The following is a 16,900-nucleotide window of genomic DNA, read 5'->3' as shown; positions in this document are numbered from 1 at the left end:
CTGGTGCTCAGCCTGGGCGAAAGAGATCTGCTTCATCGGATGGCTCGGTCAGGTGGTGACAGGGTAGCCAGATTTTACCCCGCCGACTGCTGTCAGGCAGCTGTGGCGGGATTTATGCAGTGTTTCCTTAGTTGAACCCTCCGACGATTCATTCCGTGAATGGAATCGCAGAATGCGGCGGATCCTTGTTCAAGGTGACCAGCTGCGCTCTCAGGGCTATCGCCGTTAGCGTTATCAGAGGCTGAACCCTCGGCAGGTTGGTCAGTCGATGGCGGCGACGCCGGCCTTGGCGATCTGCACGTCCTGGTCGGGCTTGACGCCGGAGATGCCGATGCTGCCGGCGACCTCACCCTCTACCAGCACCGGCACGCCGCCGGCGAGCAGCGACTGCATGGGTGCGGTGACGAAGGCGGTACGCCCACCGTTGATCATCTCCTCGAAGGCCTGGGTCTCGCGGCGGCCGATGGCGGCGTTGCGGGCCTTCTGGGCGGCCACCTCGGCGCTGAAGGGCGGGGCGCTGTCCAGGCGGCGCAGGCCGAGCAGGTGGCCGCCGTCATCGGCGACGGCGATGGTTACGCCCCAGCCGTTGGCCTCGGCTTCCTTCTGGGCGGCATCGAGGATGGCGTTGACGTCGGTCAGGGTCAGGGCTGGCTTGGTCTTCATGATGGTCTCCTGGGTTGATATTGGCTTCGAGCTTCGAGCTTCGAGCTTCGAGCTTCGAGCTTCGAGCTTCGAGCTACGAGTCGCTAGTGGCCGGGGCAAGGGCCTCGTCCACGATTTCGATCCAGTGGCGCACCGTCGTGCGGTTGGCACCATTGAGATGGGTCTGGCAGCCGATATTGGCCGTCACGATCACCTCTGGGCCGCCGGCCTCCAGGTTGTCGAGCTTGTTGTCGCGCAGCTGCTTCGAGAGCTCCGGCTGGGTGATGGAGTAGGTGCCTGCCGAGCCGCAGCAGAGGTGGGCGTCGGCCACCGGGGTCAGCGCGAAGCCGAGCCGGGTCAGCACGCCCTCCACGGCGCCGCCGAGCTTCTGGGCGTGCTGCAGGGTGCAGGGGCAGTGGAAGGCTAGCCGGCGGCCCTGTTTCACCTCGAGGTCGTCCAGGGCCTCGTCGCGGAGCACCTCGACCAGGTCCTTCGCCAGCTCGCTCACCCGGGCGGCCTTGTCGGCGTAGTCGGGGTCGTCGGCGAGGATCTCGGCATACTCCTTGACGAAGGCACCGCAGCCGCTGGCGGTCTGCACGATCGCCTCGGCGCCGGCCTCGATCTGCGGCCACCAGGCGTCGATGTTGGCTCGCGCCCGGGCGCGCCCCTCGTCCTGGGCGTTGAGGTGGAAGTCGATGGCGCCGCAGCAGCCGGCCTCGGCCACCGGAGTCAGCCCGATGCCGAGGCGATCCAGCACCCGGGCGGTGGCGGCGTTGGTGTTGGGCGAGAGCCCCGGCTGCACGCAGCCCTCCAGGATCAGCATCTGGCGGGCATGTTGCCTGCCTTCGGGGCGCTTTCCGGCATCCACCGGGGCGGGAGGCATCTTGTCCCTGAGCACGCCCGGCACCAGCGGCCTGAAGGTGAGGCCCAGCTTGAGCAGCGCCCGGAAGCGCTTCGGCTCCACCAGCGCCTTGCGCAGGCCATAGCGCAGTGCGCGCTCCGACGCCTTGCGCGGCACCCGGCGCTCGACCTCGGCGCGGCCGATATTGATCAGCTTGTGGTACTCCACCCCCGAGGGGCAGGTGGTCTCGCAGTTGAGGCAGGTGAGGCAGCGGTCGAGGTGGAGCCGGGTCTCCTCGGTCACCTTGTCGCTGCCCTCGGGGGCCTCGAGCATCTCCTTGATCAGGTAGATGCGCCCGCGCGGGCCGTCGCGCTCGTCCCCCAGCAGCTGGTAGGTGGGGCAGGTAGCGTTGCAGAAGCCGCAGTGCACGCAGGTGCGCAGCACCCGATCTGCCTCGCGGATATGCGGCTTCTGGAGGTCTTCCGCGGTGAAGTGCGTCTGCATGGTGGCGTCTCCCCGTGTCTCAGAATGCCGCGTAGAGCCGGCCCGGGTTGAAGATCCCCTTGGGGTCCAGCTGGGTCTTGAGGTTGCGGTGGTACTTCTCGACCACCGGGTCGAGCGGGGTGAAGGGTTCGTCCACCGCCTTGCCGCCGGCGCCTCGCCAGCAGGTGGCGTGGCCTCCGGCCCGGCGCGCCACCGCACGGATCGCCTCGGCGTCGGCGTCGCTGCGCACCCAGCGCTGGCAGCCGGCCCAGTCGTAGAGCACGTCGGTCTCGGCGGTGACGCCGGGTACCTCGAGCACCGGGGTGTGGTGGGGCAGCGAGAGCCGCCACAACGCGCGCGGGTCCTCGGCGGCGAAGAAGTCCAGCCGCTGCTCGCGCAGGGCCTCCCAGAATCCGTCGAGCAACTCGTCGCCGCCCAGGCGCTCGGCGGTGGCGGCCACCGAGCTGGGGCCGCCCTCCAGGCGCAGGTGCAGGGCTCCTTCAAGCCAGGCGGCAGCGGTGATCGGCAGCGGCTGGCGGCCCCATTCGGCGAGCTTGTCCAGGGCATCGGCCAGCGGCATGTCGAGGTGCAGGCTGCGGCTGGCGCCGGGCAGCGGCAGCACCTTCATGGAGACCTCGGTGATCAGCCCCAGGGTGCCCTGGGCGCCCACCATCAGGCGCGAGAGGTCGTAGCCGGCGACGTTCTTCATCACCTGGCCGCCGAAGCGCTGCTCGCTGCCCTGGCGCATGATGATGCGGGTACCCAGCACGAAGTCGCGCACGCTGCCGGCCCAGGGCCGGCGCGGGCCGGAGAGGCCGGTGGCGATCATGCCGCCCACCGTGGCGTCGTCGCCGAAGTGGGGAGGCTCGCAGGGCAGCATCTGCCCGTTGGCCGCCAGGGCGGCCTCCAGTTCACGCAGCGGGGTGCCGGCGCGCACCGAGACGATCAGCTCCACCGGGTCGTACTCGGTGATGCCGCGGTGCTCGCGGGTGGAGAGGGTCTCGGCCTCGCCGGTGCGGCCCTGAACCTTGCGACCATAGAAGGCCTTGGTGTCGCCGCCGACGAGGCGCAGCGGGGTGCCCTCGGCCTCGGCGCGGCGGATGCGATCGGCCAGCGCCTCGCTGGCATCGTGGTTCACAACGTCGCGGCTCGGAATATCGGGTGTGGTCACCATGTCGTCGAACTCTCTCAGCCTTGGCTCTCGGGGGCCCGGGTCGGGGCGGGGGCGTCACCGGCACTCTTGGTCAGGCGGAACTCGGAGCAGCGCGCCGGCGTGGGAATGTTCTTGCCGGGGTTGAGCAGGCCATCCGGGTCGAAGGCCGCCTTGGCGGCGCGGAAGGTGACCAGCTCGCCGGGGCTGAACTGAACGCACATCTGGTGGATCTTCTCGCGGCCCACCCCGTGCTCCCCGGTGATGGTGCCACCCACCTCCACGCACAACTCGAGGATGCGGCTGCCCAGTTCCTCGGCGCGCTCGAATTCGCCGGGCTGGTTGGCATCGAAGAGGATCAGGGGGTGCATGTTGCCGTCGCCGGCATGGAAGACGTTGGCGACGCGCAGGCCGTACTCCTCGCCGAGGTCGCCGATGCCCTTGAGCACCCGGGCCAGCTCGCGGCGAGGGATGGTGCCATCCATGCAGTAGTAGTCCGGAGACATGCGGCCCACCGCCGGGAAGGCGTTCTTGCGCCCGGCCCAGAACAGCGCTCGCTCGGCCTCGTCGCGGGCCTGCTGGATGTCGGTGGCGCCGGCCTGCTCCAGCACGCGGCGCACGGTGGCGCAGTCGTCGTCGACGTCGGCCTCCACGCCGTCCAGCTCGCAGAGCAGGATCGCCTCAGCCTCTACCGGGTAACCGGCGCCGATGAAGTCCTCGGCGGCACGGATCGCCAGATTGTCCATCATCTCCAGGCCCCCGGGGATGATGCCGGCGGCGATGATGGCACCCACGGCGTCGCCGGCCTTCTCGATATCATCGAAGCTGGCCATCAGCACCTTGGCGGTCTCGGGCTTGGGCAGCAGCTTGACGGTGATCTCGGTGACCACCCCGAGCATCCCCTCGGAGCCGTTGAACAGCGCCAGCAGGTCGAAACCCGGGGCGTCCAGGGCGTCCGCTCCCAGGGTCATGTGCTCGCCCTCGATGGTCAGCACCTCGACCTTGATGACGTTATGCACGGTGAGGCCGTACTTGAGGCAGTGCACCCCGCCGGCGTTCTCGGCGACGTTGCCGCCGATGGAGCAGGCGATCTGGGAGGAGGGGTCCGGGGCGTAGTAGAGCCCGTGGGGGGCGGCCGCCTCGGAGATCGCCAGGTTGCGCACGCCGGGCTGGACCCGGGCGGTGCGCGCGTCGGGGTCGATCTCGAGTATGCGGTTGAAGCGCGACAGCACCAGCAGCACGCCGTGCTCCAGCGGCATGGCGCCACCGGAGAGGCCGGTGCCGGCGCCGCGGGTGACCACCGGCACGCCCAGGGCGTGGCAGCGCTTGAGCAGGGTCTCGACCTGCTCGAGGGTCTCGGGTAGCGCGACCAGCATCGGCAGGGCGCGATAGGCGGAGAGTCCGTCGCACTCGAAGGGGCGCAGGTCCTCCTCGCGATGCAGCAGGGTCATGCCGGGCAGTGCCTGGCGCAGGTCGGCGAGGACCTCGGCCTGGGCAATGCGGGGTGGCTCGCCGTCGAGCCGGGCGTCGTACTGGGTGTTCATCGTGGCTCCCCATGCGTCTCGTCAGGGCGGAATGGCCGGGATGGCGGCTCTCGCGTCCGTGGCGCGTCTCTCGGCACTCATCACTTGTTACATTATCGTGGCAACGCTGGTGGTACTGTCCAGCCTGTGGTGCACTGGTCAGACCAGCCATTGGTCTACTGGTGTACCTGCTATATGGAAGGCTTTTCCAATGTACACTCCCAGCCTAACCGTCCGCCGCCGTCCTCGCCATGGCGGCCGGGCCCATGATATCGGCGGCCAGCCAGATGGAGGTGCCCATGTTGTCGACCCCCGATGAATCCTTCAGCGGCCAGCGTACCCCGGAAGGGGTCGCCGCTCGCCTCGAGCGGCTGATACTGGACGGTATCTTTCGCACCGGGCAGCTGCTGCCCTCGGAGCGGCGGCTGTGCGAACGGCTGGGGGTATCGCGCGCCTCGTTGCGCGAGGGCCTGCGCATCCTGCGCAGCAAGGGCATCATCGAGACCCGGCAGGGAAGAGGCTCCACGGTGGCCTCGCTGCTGCCGGCCCGGGAGCAGAGCCCGTTGATGCACCTCTTCCGTGACCACCCGCGCACCCTGTTCGATCTGCTCGAGGTGCGTGCCCTGCTCGAGGGCGAGTCGGCGCGGCTGGCCGCCAGCCGCGGCAATCCGGCGGACCGGGTGCTGATCACGCGGCGCTATCGCGAGATGGCCGACTACGTGGCAAGCGCCGACCCCATCGACGTCGAGCGCCTGGCGCGCCTCGACCACGCCTTCCACCTGGCTATCTCCCAGGCCTCCCACAACCCGGTGCTGGTGCATACCCTGCAGAGCCTCACCGACCTGCTGCTGAGCTCGGTGTTCGCCTCGGTGAAGAACCTCTACCACCGCCCGGAGCCCCGGGAGATGATCAATCGCCAGCACGCCAGGCTTCACGACGCCGTGGTCAAGGGCAAGCCGCAGCTGGCCCAGCGCGTAGCGCTGGAGCACCTCAACGGCCTCGGCGAGGCGCTGCGCGAGATCGAGGCCGAGGATGAACGCCTGGAGCGCTCGGCGATGCGGCTGGAGGGGTGGGAGTAGTCCGGCGACCGAGCCTGGCGCCGCAGAAACGCAAGCGCCCCCGGCCATGCCGGGGGCGATGTGTTTCGCAACGGGCGTGTCCCGATCAGCCGAGGCCGAGCAGCGGGTCGCTGATGCCCAGCACATAGAAGGCCACCAGCGCGATGATCCCGGTGGCGACGAGGTAGTAGATCGTCGGCAGGATCGTCTTGCGGATGGTCTCGCCCTCGCGACCGAGCAGGCCCACGGTGGCCGAGGCTGCCACCACGTTGTGGATGGCGATCATGTTGCCCGCCGCGGCCCCCACGGCCTGCAGCGCCACCATGAAGGCGGTAGAGAGGCCGAGCTGCTGGGCGACATTGAACTGGAAGTCGGACAGCATCAGGTTGGAGACGGTGTTGGAGCCTGCGATGAAGGCCCCCAGGGCACCCACGGCCGGGGCGAAGAACGGATAGACACCGCCCACGCTGTCGGCCACCAGCTGTGCCATGGCCACCGGCATGGAGACCAGGTCGGCGGCATTGACGCCGGAGTTGATCAGGATCCGCACCATGGGAATGGTGAAGATCAGCACGAAGCCGGCGCCGAAGATGGTGCGGGTGGACTCGCCGAAGGCCGCCTTGAGCTCACCCAGGCGCATGCGGTGGAGCAGGGCGGTGAGCAGTACCACCATCAGCAGGATACCGCCGGGCAGGTAGAGCGGCTGGATGCTGCCGGAGATGCCGGCTTCACCCAGGATGTCGCTCCAGCCGAAGGCGAAGGAGGTCAGCGCATTCTTGAACGGCTCGATGGTGCGCGAGGCGACCAGGATCACCGCCAGCAGCACGTAGGGGACCCAGCCCATCAGGGTGGAGATCGGTGCCTTGCCGGTGACGTCGTCCAGCTTGATCTCGAGCTTGCCGATCCACTGGTCGGGCCAGGAAGAGGACTCGGGGAAGTCCCAGCTGTCCTTGGGAATCAGGAAGCCGCGGCGGGCCGCCGGGACGACGATGGCCAGGCCGACCATGGCGCCGATCATCGACGGGAACTCCGGCCCCAGCAGCACGCCGGCCAGCATGTAGGGCACCACGAAGCTGATGCCGGCGAAGATCGCGAAGGGGGCGATGGAGAGACCCTCCTTCCAGGAGCGGTTGGCGCCGAAGAAACGCACCATGATCACCACCATGATCAGCGGCATCAGGATGCCGACGATGCCGTGGATGACGGCAACCTCACCGGCGATCAGGCGGAAGTACTCCATCCAGCTCGCGCCGCCGGCCTCCAGGGTCTCGGTGATGCCGGCGCGGTCGAGACCGCCGGTGACACCTACCACGATGGGCGTGCCGACCGCACCGAAGGAGACCGGGGTGGACTGGATCATCATGCCCACCACCACGGCGGCGAGCGCGGGGAAGCCCAGCGCCACCATCAGCGGGGCGGCGACGGCGGCGGGGGTGCCGAAGCCCGAGGCGCCCTCGATGAAGCAGCCGAACAGCCAGGCAACGATGATGGCCTGCACGCGGCGGTCCGGGCTGATGCCGGAGAAGCCGTTGCGTATCGCCTTGATGCCGCCGGAGTGCTTGAGGGTATTGAGCAGCAGGATGGCGCCGAAGATGATCCACAGGATCGAGACGGTGAGGATCAGGCCCTGGAGGGTCGAGGCCATGACGCGGGTGGCGCTCATCTCCCAGGCGAACAGGCCAATGATGGCGGTGACCACGAACACGATCGGCATGGCAGTCCTGGCTGCCATGCGCAGACCGATCAGCAGCACACCGGCCAGCACCAGGGGCACGAAGGCCAGCAGTGCAAGGAGGGTGTCATTCATGGGGCAGGTTACCTCGATCAGCTGTCAGTGTGGTGTCCAACCGGCGGTGAGCCGGCCGGGTGAGTTGGTCAGCGGGACCTTAAGGCCTGATCGGTGTGCTTTCCATAGTTGGGAAATTGGTATGACCAAATTGTGATGAGCTGGCGGGAGTGCTGATATAAATCCTAACCATTTGTCAGATCAGGAGAAAAGTCGTGGTGTCGGCGGGACAGAGGGGGGCGCGCGATGATAATTGTTAGACTAATGGACAAACGGTGACCGCTATTGGCGGCCATGGCAATCGCTGCCAGACTGCATCGGTATCACCCTGACGGTTACGCGAACGAGGAGATGGCATGACACGAGTGCTCTATGACCTGTGTGGCGTCGACGAGGGGCTGCGCTTCTCGCCCTACTGCTGGCGCGTGCGCTACGCCCTGGCCCACAAGGGGCTGGAGGTGGAGACCCGCCCCTGGCGTTTCACCGACAAGGCGGCACTGGCCTTTGCGGACCATGACAAGGTGCCGGTGCTGGTGGACGGCGAGACGGTGGTCACCGACAGCTACGAGATCCTGCGCTACCTGGATCGTGCCTACCCCGAGGCGCCACTGCTGGGCGACGACCTGGCCGAGGGGCGCGCGCGCTTCCTGCGCCACTATGCCGAGCGCACCCTGCAGCCGGCCATCATGCGCACCATCATCATGGACCTGTTCAACGCCATCCATCCCGACGACCGGGTCTATTTCCGCGAGAGCAGGGAGAAGCGCTTCGGCCGCACCCTGGAGGAGTTCCACTCGCCGTCTAAGGGGCTCTCCCAGCTGGATGCCGGCCTCGAGCCGCTGCGCGGCCGGCTCAAGGAGGCGGCGTTCCTGGACGGTGACGCCCCGGCCGGTGCCGACTACCTGGTCTTCGGCTGCTTCATGTGGGCCCGCTGCGTCTCCAGCGCCGACCTGGTCTCCAACGTCGACCCGGTCCACGCCTGGCTAGAGCGCATGTTGGACCTCTATGGTGGTCTGGGGCGCAAGGCGATGCGCATCACCGACGTGGAGGGGGCCTACCGCTGAGGGGCTGGCCGGCAAAAACGATGTTGCAATGCACAAAAGTGCCTGCTATGTTGCATTGCAACACAGGGCATTTCGTCCTGTTCGGCCCCAGAGACGGAGGTGTTCCATGACCACCAAGGCTACCCAGCAGAAAGCGACCGAACAGTTTGAAGGGCTCTTCGTCGAGCCGGCCCGTGCCTATGGCTCGCTGGCCCTCGAGTACACCGAGAAGCTCGTCGGTGCGCAGCTCGACGCCGCGCGTCGCTACAGCGATCTGAGCCTGGCCCAGGCCCGCACCTGGATCGCGGTTCGCGATGCCGATGGCTTCAAGCAGGCCTTTGAAGGCCAGCAGAAGGCCGCCCAGGACCTCGGTGACCACGTCAAGGCCGACGTCGAGAAGCTCTCCACCCTCAATCAGGACTACCTGCAGAAGGGTCAGAAGCTGGTCGAGGAGAGCCTGAAGGCCGTCGGCAGCAAGTAAGCCGCATCCTCTTAGGCTGTGATAGCGGGCCGCCCCTCGGGGTGGCCCGCTGTCGTTGTGGCACCGGTGGGGCGCTAGCGGGACGGGTGACCGCCGTGGCCGGACGCGAGTAGCGCGACTACCTCGTCGTCGCTGACCTGATCGAAGTCGGCGAAGAACCGGCCCACGGAACCGAAGCGCTCGGGCACCTCGCCGCACACTACCTCGTCGGCCAGCGTCTCCAGGCGTGCCAGGGTGTCCGATGGGGCCACCCCCAGCGCGGCGACCAGGCGTGCGGGCCCGCGCTGGCGCAATGTGGCCAGTGCCGCGGCCATGGTCGCCCCGGTGGCGCTGCCGTCGTCCACCACCACCACGATGCGCCCGGCCGGGTCGACCGGTGAGCGCACCGGGGTGTAGCGTCGGCGGCGCTCGGCGATCAGTTCCCGCTGACGCTCGACCTCCCCGGCCAGCCACGCCTCCCGGCAGCCGCGTGCCGCCTCCTCCAGGTGCACGCTGCCATCCTCGCTTACCGCGCCGATGGCGTACTCCGGGTTGCCGGGGGCACCGACCTTTCGCACCAGCACCACATCCAGCTCGCCCCCGAGGGTGTCGGCGATGATCCGGCCCATGGGTACCCCGCCGCGGGGAATGGCCAGCACCAGCGGGTGTTCTCCCTTGAGGTGGCCGAGGCGTTCGGCCAGGCGTTCGGCCGCGTCATGACGGTTGCGGAACATGGGAACCTCCTTCGGGCCTTCCTCCCGTCAGTCTAGAAGAGCGAGCGTTTCTTCTCGACGCCTCGGCGATCGACGCCTCGCGGGGCGGTGTGAGCCGCCTGTCGAGTGGATAAAGAAAATGGAAGGGTTTTCCGAATCCGTTTTGTTGGGCTATTGTGTACACAGCGAGTCCGCTCGCTTGTATCCAATAAACACAACAAGCGGAGATCTCTTCCATGCAAGAGCCCACCCCCAAGCGGTGCCTTGGCGCCGTCCTGCTGCTCGGCGGCCTGGTCACCGGCAGCGCCCAGGCGGCGACCTGGAGCGACACCTTCCTCGGCTACCGCTACGGCACCCAGTTCACCGAGCCCGGTAATTCACGGGATGTCGAAAAGCACGTGTTGCAGTTCACCCATGTGAGCGGCTACTCGCTGGGCCAGAACTTCCTCAACCTGGACCTGCTGCAGTCGGACAGCGCCGACCCGGCCAGCGGCGGAGATACCGGCGCCACCGAGGCCTACCTGACCTACCGTCACCAGTTGCACCTCGGCAAGCTGACCGGCGAGCCGATGGCGTTCGGACCGGTCAAGGAGGTGGCGCTGACCGGCGGCTTCGACCTCAACACCAAGAACACCGCGTTCGCGCCCCGTAAGCGCCTGCTGGTGGCGGGGCCCACGCTCAAGTTCGACGTACCCCAGGGCTTCGTCGACCTCAGCCTCTTCTATGCTCACGAGTGGAACCACTGCGGGGCGGGCTTCTGCGACGTCAACGAGATCGAGTTCGACCCCTACTACCAGCTCAACCTGGCCTGGGGGCTGCCCTTTGAGGTCGGCGCCGCGGCGCTCAAGTTCCAGGGGTTCTACAACTACAACGGCGAGAAGGGCGAGGACTATCAGGGCATCGACACCGAGCCCGAGCAGCTGATGCGCACCTCGCTGATGCTCGATGTGGGCCAGCTGGCCTGGGGCGGGGAGAACCAGTTGTGGGCCGGTGTCGGCTACGAGTACTGGCGCAACAAGTTCGGTAACCACGGCAAGCCCGGCGTGGACACCGACGCGCCGACCCTGCAGCTCGAGTGGCACTTCTGAACGCTGTCAGACGACATTGATGTATACAACTTTATATTTAATCGACGACAGATTAATGGTCATCGATGTCGACATGCGGTATCCATGGACGACGGACAATAACAGCCCCCGGATAGCCCCATCATGAAAAACAAGACTCGCAACACCTCGCTGTTCGATTTCGACGGGCGGCCGCCGGTCTACAAGGCCCTGCCCATCTCGTTGCAGCACGTGCTGGCGATGATCGCCGGCGTGATCACGCCCCCCATCATCATCGCCGGTGTGGTCGGCTCGACGCCCCAGGAGAAGCTGCTGCTGATCCAGGTGGCGGTGCTCGCCTCGGGCGTGTGCACCCTGTTCCACCTCTATGGTGTCTGGAAGTTTGGCGCGCGCCTGCCGGCCATCTTCGGCGTCGGCTTCGCCTATGTGCCGACTCTGATCGCCGTGGGCGGGCAGTTCGGCATCGAGGGGATCCTCGGTGCCCAGCTGATCGGAGGCATCACCATGATGGTGGTCGGCTACTTCATCCAATATATCCGCCACCTCTTTCCGCCCATCGTGGCGGGCACCGTGGTGCTGGTGATCGGCCTCTCGCTCTACGACATCGCCATCCGCTACATGGCGGGTAGTGGCAACGTCAATGCCGAGGGCTTCGGCGACCTGGCCAACTGGATGGTGGGTATCATCACCCTGCTGGCAGTACTCGGCGCCTCCCAGTTCGGGCGCGGCGTGGTGCGCCTCTCGGCGATCATCGTCGGTATCCTGGTCGGCTACGCGGTGGCCCTGCCGATGGGTATGGTCGACTTCAGTTCGGTGGCCGAGGCGAGCTGGCTGGCGGTGCCGCGGTTTATGCCTTTCGAGCTGGAGTTCCACTCCGCGGCGATCGTCTCCATGGTGGTGATCTGCGTGATCAACTCGGTGCAGACCATCGGCGACCTCTCCGCCACCAGCGTGGCGGGCATGAATCGTGAGCTGAAGACCCGCGAGCTCACCGGTGGCCTGCTCGGCAACGGCCTGACTACCGCGGTGAGCGCGCTGTTCGCGGCGCTGCCCACCTCCACCTTCAGCCAGAACGTGGGCATCGTGGCCATGACCAAGGTGATCAGCCGCTCGGTGCTGGCCATCGCCGGTGTGTTCATGGTGCTGGCCGGGCTGAGTCCCAAGTTCAGCGCCATCATGACCACCATTCCCTACCCGGTGCTGGGCGGTGCCACCATCACGGTGTTCGGGATGATCACCATGACCGGCATCCAGCTGCTCATCAAGGACGAGCTCTCGGCCCGCAACGTGACCATCGTCGGCCTCTCCCTGGCCCTGGCGCTGGGCATCTCCCAGGTGCCATCGGCCATCGCGCAGTTCCCCGAGATGCTGCAAAACGTCATCGGCGGCGCGCCCATCGTGGTGGCGGCGATCACCTCCTTCGTGCTCAACCTGGTGCTGCCGCATCGCTCCCTGGCCGACGAACGACGCGAGCGCGATGAGATCGCCCGTGCCGACGCCGAGGCCGCGGGCCAGGCCCCGGATGCCCAGCCGGTCCCCGGCGGACGACGCCAGCTTTCATGACTCCAACGACAAGCGGGGCGCCGGTTCTCCGGCGCCCCGCTCATGGGATATGGGGGCAGGTGTGCCCCCCTGTTGATGTCACTTCCCGGCGTCGGCCCTGGCCTCCAGGCGAAAGCGGGCGATTCGGTTGATCTGCTCCACCGCCGTGCGGCGCTCCTCGGCGGGGTCGTTCTCCAGGCGTGTCTCGAAGGCGTCGAGGATGGCGTAGCGGTCGCTGCCCTTCACCGCCATCACGAAGGGGAAGCCGAACTTCGCCTTGTAGGCGGCGTTGAGCCGTTCGAAGCGGGCCATCTCCTCCGGGGAGCACTGGTCGAGGCCGGCGCCGGCCTGCTCGCGGGTGGAGTCGTCGGTGAGCTCGCCGGCCACCGCTGCCTTGCCGGCCAGGTCCGGGTGGGCACGGATCACCTCCAGCTGGCGCTCGGCGGGGGCGGAAGCGAGTACCTCGCCCATCGCTTCGGCGAGTCCCTCGGGAGTGTCCTGTGCCGTCGTGAGAGCCTTCTCCCAGGTCAGTTCGGCGACCCAGGGGGAGTGCTCATAGATCTCGCCGTAGGCGGCCACGAAGGCGGCCTTGTCCAGCTGGCTGGGTCGCGGGCTCAGGGTTCTGTCGCTCATGCTCATGCTCCTTCAGGGGGTGGTCGGGTAGTTCTGGCGAATGCTTCGAATAAATGTATACAAAAAATGTTTTGAAATGTACCGCAAAAATGTCTAAAACTGTTTTCACAGAGTGAGGGTAGCCTCGGGCACCTGCACCGACAAGCGAAACCCGGTTCCATCACGACAATCCACAACACGACACGAGGAGCACCACCATGGGACGCCTGACCACCCACGTACTCGACACTGCTCAGGGTCGCCCGGGAGAGGGCATCCGCATCGAGGTCTATCGCCTGGAGGGCGAGCAGCGCACCCGCCTGAAGGAGGTGGTAACCAACGATGACGGGCGCTGTGACGCGCCGATCCTCGAGGGCGAGGCGTTCGCTGCCGGCCAGTACGAGCTGGTCTTCCATGCCGGGGACTACCTGCGTGCCCAGGGTGTCGAGGCCGAGGAGCCGCGTTTCCTGGACGTGATCCCGCTGCGCTTCGGCGTGGCCGATGCCGGCGCGCACTACCATGTGCCGCTGCTGCTCTCGCCCTATGGCTACTCCACCTACCGCGGAAGCTGAGGGGCTTCCCCCGCCGAGATGCCCATAACAAGACGCTAGACGAGGCCCCCCTATGCAAGCCTATCTGCTGGATTTCGGAAACTTCATGCTGCGCTGGCTGCACGTCATCGCGGCCATCGCCTGGATCGGTGAATCCATCTACTTTGTGATGCTGGACAACGGCCTGCGCACGCCCAAGGCCGCCGAGGACCGCGACAAGGGCGTGTTCGGCGAGATGTGGGCGGTGCACGGCGGCGGCTTCTACCACAACCAGAAGTACGCCACAGCCCCGGCCAAGCTGCCCGAGGACCTGCACTGGTCGTTCTGGAAGGCCTACACCACCTGGCTGTCGGGCTTTGCGCTGTTCATCCTGCTCTACATGGCCAACCCCAGCTTCTACCTGGTCAACCCCAATGCCAGCTGGGCGTGGGCCGCCAACATGAGCGGCTGGCAGGCCAACGTGGTGGCGCTGCTGTTCCTGCTCGGCGGCTGGGTGGTCTACAACGAGCTGTGCAAGCGCATCAGCCCCAACATGACCCGTGATGGCGTGCTCAGCATCGCGGTGGCGGTGATGATGGTGGTGGTCTCCTACCTGAGCACCCAGATCTTCTCAGGCCGCGCGGCCTTCCTGCTCACCGGTGCGGTGATGGCCACCGCCATGTCGGCCAACGTCTTCTTCTGGATCATCCCGGGGCAGCGCCGCATGGTGAAGGCGATGAAGGCGGGCGAGGCCCCCAATCCGCTGGACGGCAAGCGCGGCAAGCAGCGCTCGGTGCACAACACCTACTTCACCCTGCCGGTGGTGCTGCTGATGATCAGCAACCACTACTCGTTCGCCTACTCCCATGACTACGCCTGGGTGATCATGTCGCTGTTCATCTTCGGTGGCGCCCTGATCCGTCAGTTCTTCGTGCTGATGCACGCCGGCAAGATACAACCCGCCTACCCGGTGGCCGGCACCGCCCTGATCGCCGTGGCCTTCTGGGTCGCCATGCCGAGCGTCGGTGGCAACGCCGGCCAGGCCCAGGCATCGGTTTCCGTGGGCATGGCCGAGGTGCAGCCGATCATCGAGACTCGATGTGTGGCCTGCCACGCCAGCGAACCTAGTCAACCTGGCTTCAATGCCCCCCCCGCAGGGCTTGCCTACGATACCCATGAGCAGATCCTGCAGCAGCGAGACAAGATTCGTGAGGTGGTGGCCAGCGGCTATATGCCGCTGGGCAACATGACCGGCATGACCGACGAGGAGCGAGAGGCCATCGCCGCCTGGTCGGAATGATCCCTGAGTCTCTTGCATGATGACTCCCTTGACCCGCCTACGTGGCGGGTCCTCTTGTTTCGGGCCTTGTCTCGGGTCGGGGGCATGATTTCACGGGCGTCGCGTATACAATGAGGACAGCCAACCACAGGGAGCCAGCCACATGAACCAGCGTCAGGAGGTCCCCAGCCGCCGCGGCAAGAACGGCGACGGCGCCGAGCGCCACGAGGCGATCCACCGGGCGATCAGCGACGCCATCATCGAGCATCGCCTCAAGCCCGGCGCACGCCTGCGCGAGGATGCCCTGGCGGAGGTGTTCGGGGTCAGCCGCACCGGCATCCGCAAGATCCTCCAGCGCCTGGCGCTGGAGCAGCTGGTCACCCTTACCCCACGGCGTGGCGCCAGCGTCACCCGGCCCACCGCCGAGGAAGCCCGGGAAGTCTTCGATGCCCGCCAGATGGTCGAGTGCGGGCTGATGCCCGAGGTGGCAAGGCGTATCGATGCGCAGGGTGCCCAGTCGCTGCGAGAGCTCTCCGCCCGCGAGCAGCAGGCGCTGAGAGAGGACGATCACAGCGCGGCGATCCGCCATTCGGCGGACTTCCACACCCGCCTGGCACGCCTGGCCGGCAATGCCACCCTGGCCGACTTCGTCGAGCGACTCTGCTTCCGCTCCTCGCTGATCCTGGCGGTCTACGGGATGCCTGGCCACCTGGGGTGCGAGACCCATGACCACGATGCGCTGATCGCGCTGCTGGAGAAGGGCAGGGGCGAGGAGGCCGCCGAGCGTATGGACGAGCACCTGCGCGCCGTGGAGGCCACCCTGGCGATTGTCGAGGAGGAGCAGGAGACACCGGACCTGCATCGTATCTTCCACGTTTGACACCCGTGGGCAGCGGCGGGCTTGCGCCGCCGAAGCGGCAGGAGTACATTTCTTTCTGTATACAAAAATGGCTTGGCATTGGTGTCAGTGTCGTCATCCCAGTAACAACAAGGTGATGGAATGAGCGCTTCCTCCTATCCCCGTGACCTGATCGGCTACGGTCGCACCCCGCCCCACGCCAACTGGCCCGGCAACGCCCGGATCGCCGTGCAGTTCGTGCTCAACTACGAGGAGGGCGGCGAGAACTGCGTGCTCCATGGGGATGAGGGCTCCGAGCAGTTCCTCTCCGAGATCATCGGCGCGGCCAGCTACCCGGATCGCCACCTGAGCATGGAGTCGATCTACGAGTACGGGTCCCGGGCGGGGGTATGGCGCATCCTGCGCGAGTTCGAGCGCCGCGGCCTGCCGCTCACCGTGTTCGGCGTGGCCATGGCGCTGGAGCGCCATCCCGAGGTGGCCCACGCCTTCAAGGAGCTGGGCCATGAAATCGCCTGCCACGGCTATCGCTGGATCCACTACCAGGAGGTGCCCGAGCACGTCGAGCGCGAGCATCTGCAGAAGGCGATGGCGATATTCCAGCGCCTCTACGGGCAGAAGCCGCTGGGCTGGTACACCGGCCGCGATAGCCCCAACACCCGTCGTCTGGTACTCGACGAGGGCGGCTTCCTCTACGACAGCGACTACTACGGCGACGACCTGCCGTTCTGGACCCGCGAGAAGGACAGCCAGGGTGTCGAGCACGACCACCTGGTGGTGCCCTACACCCTGGACACCAACGACATGCGCTTTGCCGCGCCCCAGGGCTTCAACACCGCCGACCACTTCTTCACCTACCTGCGCGACGCCTTCGACGTGCTCTACGAGGAAGGAGAGGAGTCGCCCAAGATGCTCTCCATCGGCATGCACTGCCGCCTGCTGGGGCGCCCCGGCCGCTTCCGCGCCCTGCAGCGCTTCCTCGACCATATCGAGGCCCACGACCGGGTCTGGGTGGCGCGCCGCGTGGATATCGCCCGACACTGGGCGGAGCATCATCCGGCGCCGGGGCGCTGAGTCATATCACTCGTCCGGATGCGCGGCATTCTGGCGAACATCTTTGAACTGCCGCTTCCCGAAGCGAGAGGCGCCGGGGACAGGTCTGGAGGGGGTCCTATGCCAGGGATGGCATCGGTAGCAATGGGATGGAGTCCTCCCCACCCTATATCGGCGTCATTGCGCCACACTGGTGGGCGGGAACACCAACCAGCCTGAGGGTGAGGAGAACTCGTCATGAACATTACCCGTGTCGGCGTCG

At 66.8% G+C, this 16,900-nt stretch carries 16 protein-coding genes; 9 read left to right on the top strand and 7 right to left on the bottom strand.

Features of this window, described 5'->3' with window-relative positions; genetic code table 11:
* Positions 1–261 precede the first annotated feature (261 nt).
* The 4 genes from LWH48_RS16910 to glcD form a co-directional block, all read right to left on the bottom strand.
* Positions 262–663, bottom strand: a complete 402-nt coding sequence (locus LWH48_RS16910; RefSeq protein ID WP_232913489.1) for a GlcG/HbpS family heme-binding protein — start codon at positions 661–663, stop codon at positions 262–264.
* Between the two features lie 73 nt (positions 664–736).
* Entirely contained in the window at positions 737–1,987 is a 1,251-nt protein-coding gene (glcF, locus tag LWH48_RS16905; protein WP_232913488.1) for a glycolate oxidase subunit GlcF, read from the bottom strand.
* A gap of 19 nt (positions 1,988–2,006) precedes the next feature.
* Complete coding sequence (glcE, locus tag LWH48_RS16900; protein ID WP_232913487.1) at positions 2,007–3,140, bottom strand: glycolate oxidase subunit GlcE; 1,134 nt, start codon at positions 3,138–3,140, stop codon at positions 2,007–2,009.
* 14 nt (positions 3,141–3,154) lie between these two features.
* Positions 3,155–4,660: a glycolate oxidase subunit GlcD gene (gene glcD / locus LWH48_RS16895; RefSeq protein WP_232913486.1), complete on the bottom strand. Its 1,506-nt coding sequence runs from the start codon at positions 4,658–4,660 to the stop codon at positions 3,155–3,157.
* Positions 4,661–4,938: 278 nt separating this feature from the next.
* Here glcD and glcC point away from each other — a divergent pair, with 278 nt between their 5' ends.
* Positions 4,939–5,718 (top strand): transcriptional regulator GlcC, encoded by a 780-nt coding sequence (gene glcC, locus LWH48_RS16890; protein ID WP_232913485.1) that lies wholly within the window; start codon positions 4,939–4,941, stop codon positions 5,716–5,718.
* Positions 5,719–5,803: 85 nt separating this feature from the next.
* Here the strand turns inward: glcC and LWH48_RS16885 are convergent, their stop codons facing one another.
* A complete protein-coding gene (locus LWH48_RS16885; RefSeq protein WP_232913484.1) occupies positions 5,804–7,504 on the bottom strand; it encodes an L-lactate permease in 1,701 nt (566 codons plus the stop codon).
* A 335-nt stretch (positions 7,505–7,839) separates the two neighbouring features.
* On the opposite strand from LWH48_RS16885, the gene LWH48_RS16880 reads away from it, so the two are divergent.
* Both LWH48_RS16880 and LWH48_RS16875 read left to right on the top strand, forming a co-directional pair.
* Entirely contained in the window at positions 7,840–8,547 is a 708-nt protein-coding gene (locus tag LWH48_RS16880; protein ID WP_232913483.1) for a glutathione S-transferase family protein, read from the top strand.
* 106 nt (positions 8,548–8,653) lie between these two features.
* The gene (locus tag LWH48_RS16875; protein ID WP_161430811.1) at positions 8,654–9,007 is read left to right on the top strand and encodes a phasin family protein; all 354 of its coding nucleotides are present in this window, start codon (positions 8,654–8,656) and stop codon (positions 9,005–9,007) included.
* Positions 9,008–9,081: 74 nt separating this feature from the next.
* Here the strand turns inward: LWH48_RS16875 and LWH48_RS16870 are convergent, their stop codons facing one another.
* Entirely contained in the window at positions 9,082–9,720 is a 639-nt protein-coding gene (locus LWH48_RS16870) for a phosphoribosyltransferase (protein WP_232913482.1), read from the bottom strand.
* A gap of 215 nt (positions 9,721–9,935) precedes the next feature.
* Here LWH48_RS16870 and LWH48_RS16865 point away from each other — a divergent pair, with 215 nt between their 5' ends.
* Positions 9,936–10,787 carry an outer membrane protein OmpK gene (locus LWH48_RS16865; protein WP_232913481.1) on the top strand — a complete coding sequence of 284 codons (852 nt, stop codon included), beginning with the start codon at positions 9,936–9,938 and terminating at the stop codon, positions 10,785–10,787.
* A 123-nt stretch (positions 10,788–10,910) separates the two neighbouring features.
* Positions 10,911–12,329, top strand: a complete 1,419-nt coding sequence (locus LWH48_RS16860; RefSeq protein WP_232913480.1) for a uracil-xanthine permease family protein — start codon at positions 10,911–10,913, stop codon at positions 12,327–12,329.
* 78 nt (positions 12,330–12,407) lie between these two features.
* Here the strand turns inward: LWH48_RS16860 and uraD are convergent, their stop codons facing one another.
* A complete protein-coding gene (gene uraD / locus LWH48_RS16855) occupies positions 12,408–12,941 on the bottom strand; it encodes a 2-oxo-4-hydroxy-4-carboxy-5-ureidoimidazoline decarboxylase (RefSeq protein ID WP_232913479.1) in 534 nt (177 codons plus the stop codon).
* Between the two features lie 197 nt (positions 12,942–13,138).
* Between uraD and uraH the strand changes: the two genes are divergently transcribed.
* The 4 genes from uraH to puuE all read left to right on the top strand — a co-directional run bounded on the left by uraH (position 13,139) and on the right by puuE (position 16,659).
* Positions 13,139–13,492, top strand: coding sequence for a hydroxyisourate hydrolase (uraH, locus tag LWH48_RS16850; protein WP_161430821.1), 354 nt, complete (start codon positions 13,139–13,141; stop codon positions 13,490–13,492).
* 52 nt (positions 13,493–13,544) lie between these two features.
* Positions 13,545–14,750 (top strand): urate hydroxylase PuuD, encoded by a 1,206-nt coding sequence (locus LWH48_RS16845; RefSeq protein WP_232913478.1) that lies wholly within the window; start codon positions 13,545–13,547, stop codon positions 14,748–14,750.
* A 142-nt stretch (positions 14,751–14,892) separates the two neighbouring features.
* Entirely contained in the window at positions 14,893–15,609 is a 717-nt protein-coding gene (locus LWH48_RS16840; RefSeq protein ID WP_232913477.1) for a GntR family transcriptional regulator, read from the top strand.
* A 120-nt stretch (positions 15,610–15,729) separates the two neighbouring features.
* Positions 15,730–16,659 (top strand): allantoinase PuuE, encoded by a 930-nt coding sequence (puuE, locus tag LWH48_RS16835; RefSeq protein WP_232913476.1) that lies wholly within the window; start codon positions 15,730–15,732, stop codon positions 16,657–16,659.
* The last annotated feature ends 241 nt before the right edge of the window (positions 16,660–16,900 follow it).

Source organism: Halomonas sp. G15 (genome assembly GCF_021282295.1).
In the GTDB taxonomy this organism is placed as follows: Bacteria; Pseudomonadota; Gammaproteobacteria; order Pseudomonadales; family Halomonadaceae; genus Halomonas; species Halomonas alimentaria.
Note: the sequence above shows the minus strand (reverse complement) of the source record. Positions and strands in the feature narration are given on the sequence as shown.

Coding starts and splice junctions, on each gene's coding strand:
- LWH48_RS16910 (WP_232913489.1), bottom strand. CDS start 663: ATGAAGACCAAGCCAGCCCTGACCCTGACCGACGTCAACGCCATCCTC.
- glcF (WP_232913488.1), bottom strand. CDS start 1,987: ATGCAGACGCACTTCACCGCGGAAGACCTCCAGAAGCCGCATATCCGC.
- glcE (WP_232913487.1), bottom strand. CDS start 3,140: ATGGTGACCACACCCGATATTCCGAGCCGCGACGTTGTGAACCACGAT.
- glcD (WP_232913486.1), bottom strand. CDS start 4,660: ATGAACACCCAGTACGACGCCCGGCTCGACGGCGAGCCACCCCGCATT.
- glcC (WP_232913485.1), top strand. CDS start 4,939: ATGTTGTCGACCCCCGATGAATCCTTCAGCGGCCAGCGTACCCCGGAA.
- LWH48_RS16885 (WP_232913484.1), bottom strand. CDS start 7,504: ATGAATGACACCCTCCTTGCACTGCTGGCCTTCGTGCCCCTGGTGCTG.
- LWH48_RS16880 (WP_232913483.1), top strand. CDS start 7,840: ATGACACGAGTGCTCTATGACCTGTGTGGCGTCGACGAGGGGCTGCGC.
- LWH48_RS16875 (WP_161430811.1), top strand. CDS start 8,654: ATGACCACCAAGGCTACCCAGCAGAAAGCGACCGAACAGTTTGAAGGG.
- LWH48_RS16870 (WP_232913482.1), bottom strand. CDS start 9,720: ATGTTCCGCAACCGTCATGACGCGGCCGAACGCCTGGCCGAACGCCTC.
- LWH48_RS16865 (WP_232913481.1), top strand. CDS start 9,936: ATGCAAGAGCCCACCCCCAAGCGGTGCCTTGGCGCCGTCCTGCTGCTC.
- LWH48_RS16860 (WP_232913480.1), top strand. CDS start 10,911: ATGAAAAACAAGACTCGCAACACCTCGCTGTTCGATTTCGACGGGCGG.
- uraD (WP_232913479.1), bottom strand. CDS start 12,941: ATGAGCGACAGAACCCTGAGCCCGCGACCCAGCCAGCTGGACAAGGCC.
- uraH (WP_161430821.1), top strand. CDS start 13,139: ATGGGACGCCTGACCACCCACGTACTCGACACTGCTCAGGGTCGCCCG.
- LWH48_RS16845 (WP_232913478.1), top strand. CDS start 13,545: ATGCAAGCCTATCTGCTGGATTTCGGAAACTTCATGCTGCGCTGGCTG.
- LWH48_RS16840 (WP_232913477.1), top strand. CDS start 14,893: ATGAACCAGCGTCAGGAGGTCCCCAGCCGCCGCGGCAAGAACGGCGAC.
- puuE (WP_232913476.1), top strand. CDS start 15,730: ATGAGCGCTTCCTCCTATCCCCGTGACCTGATCGGCTACGGTCGCACC.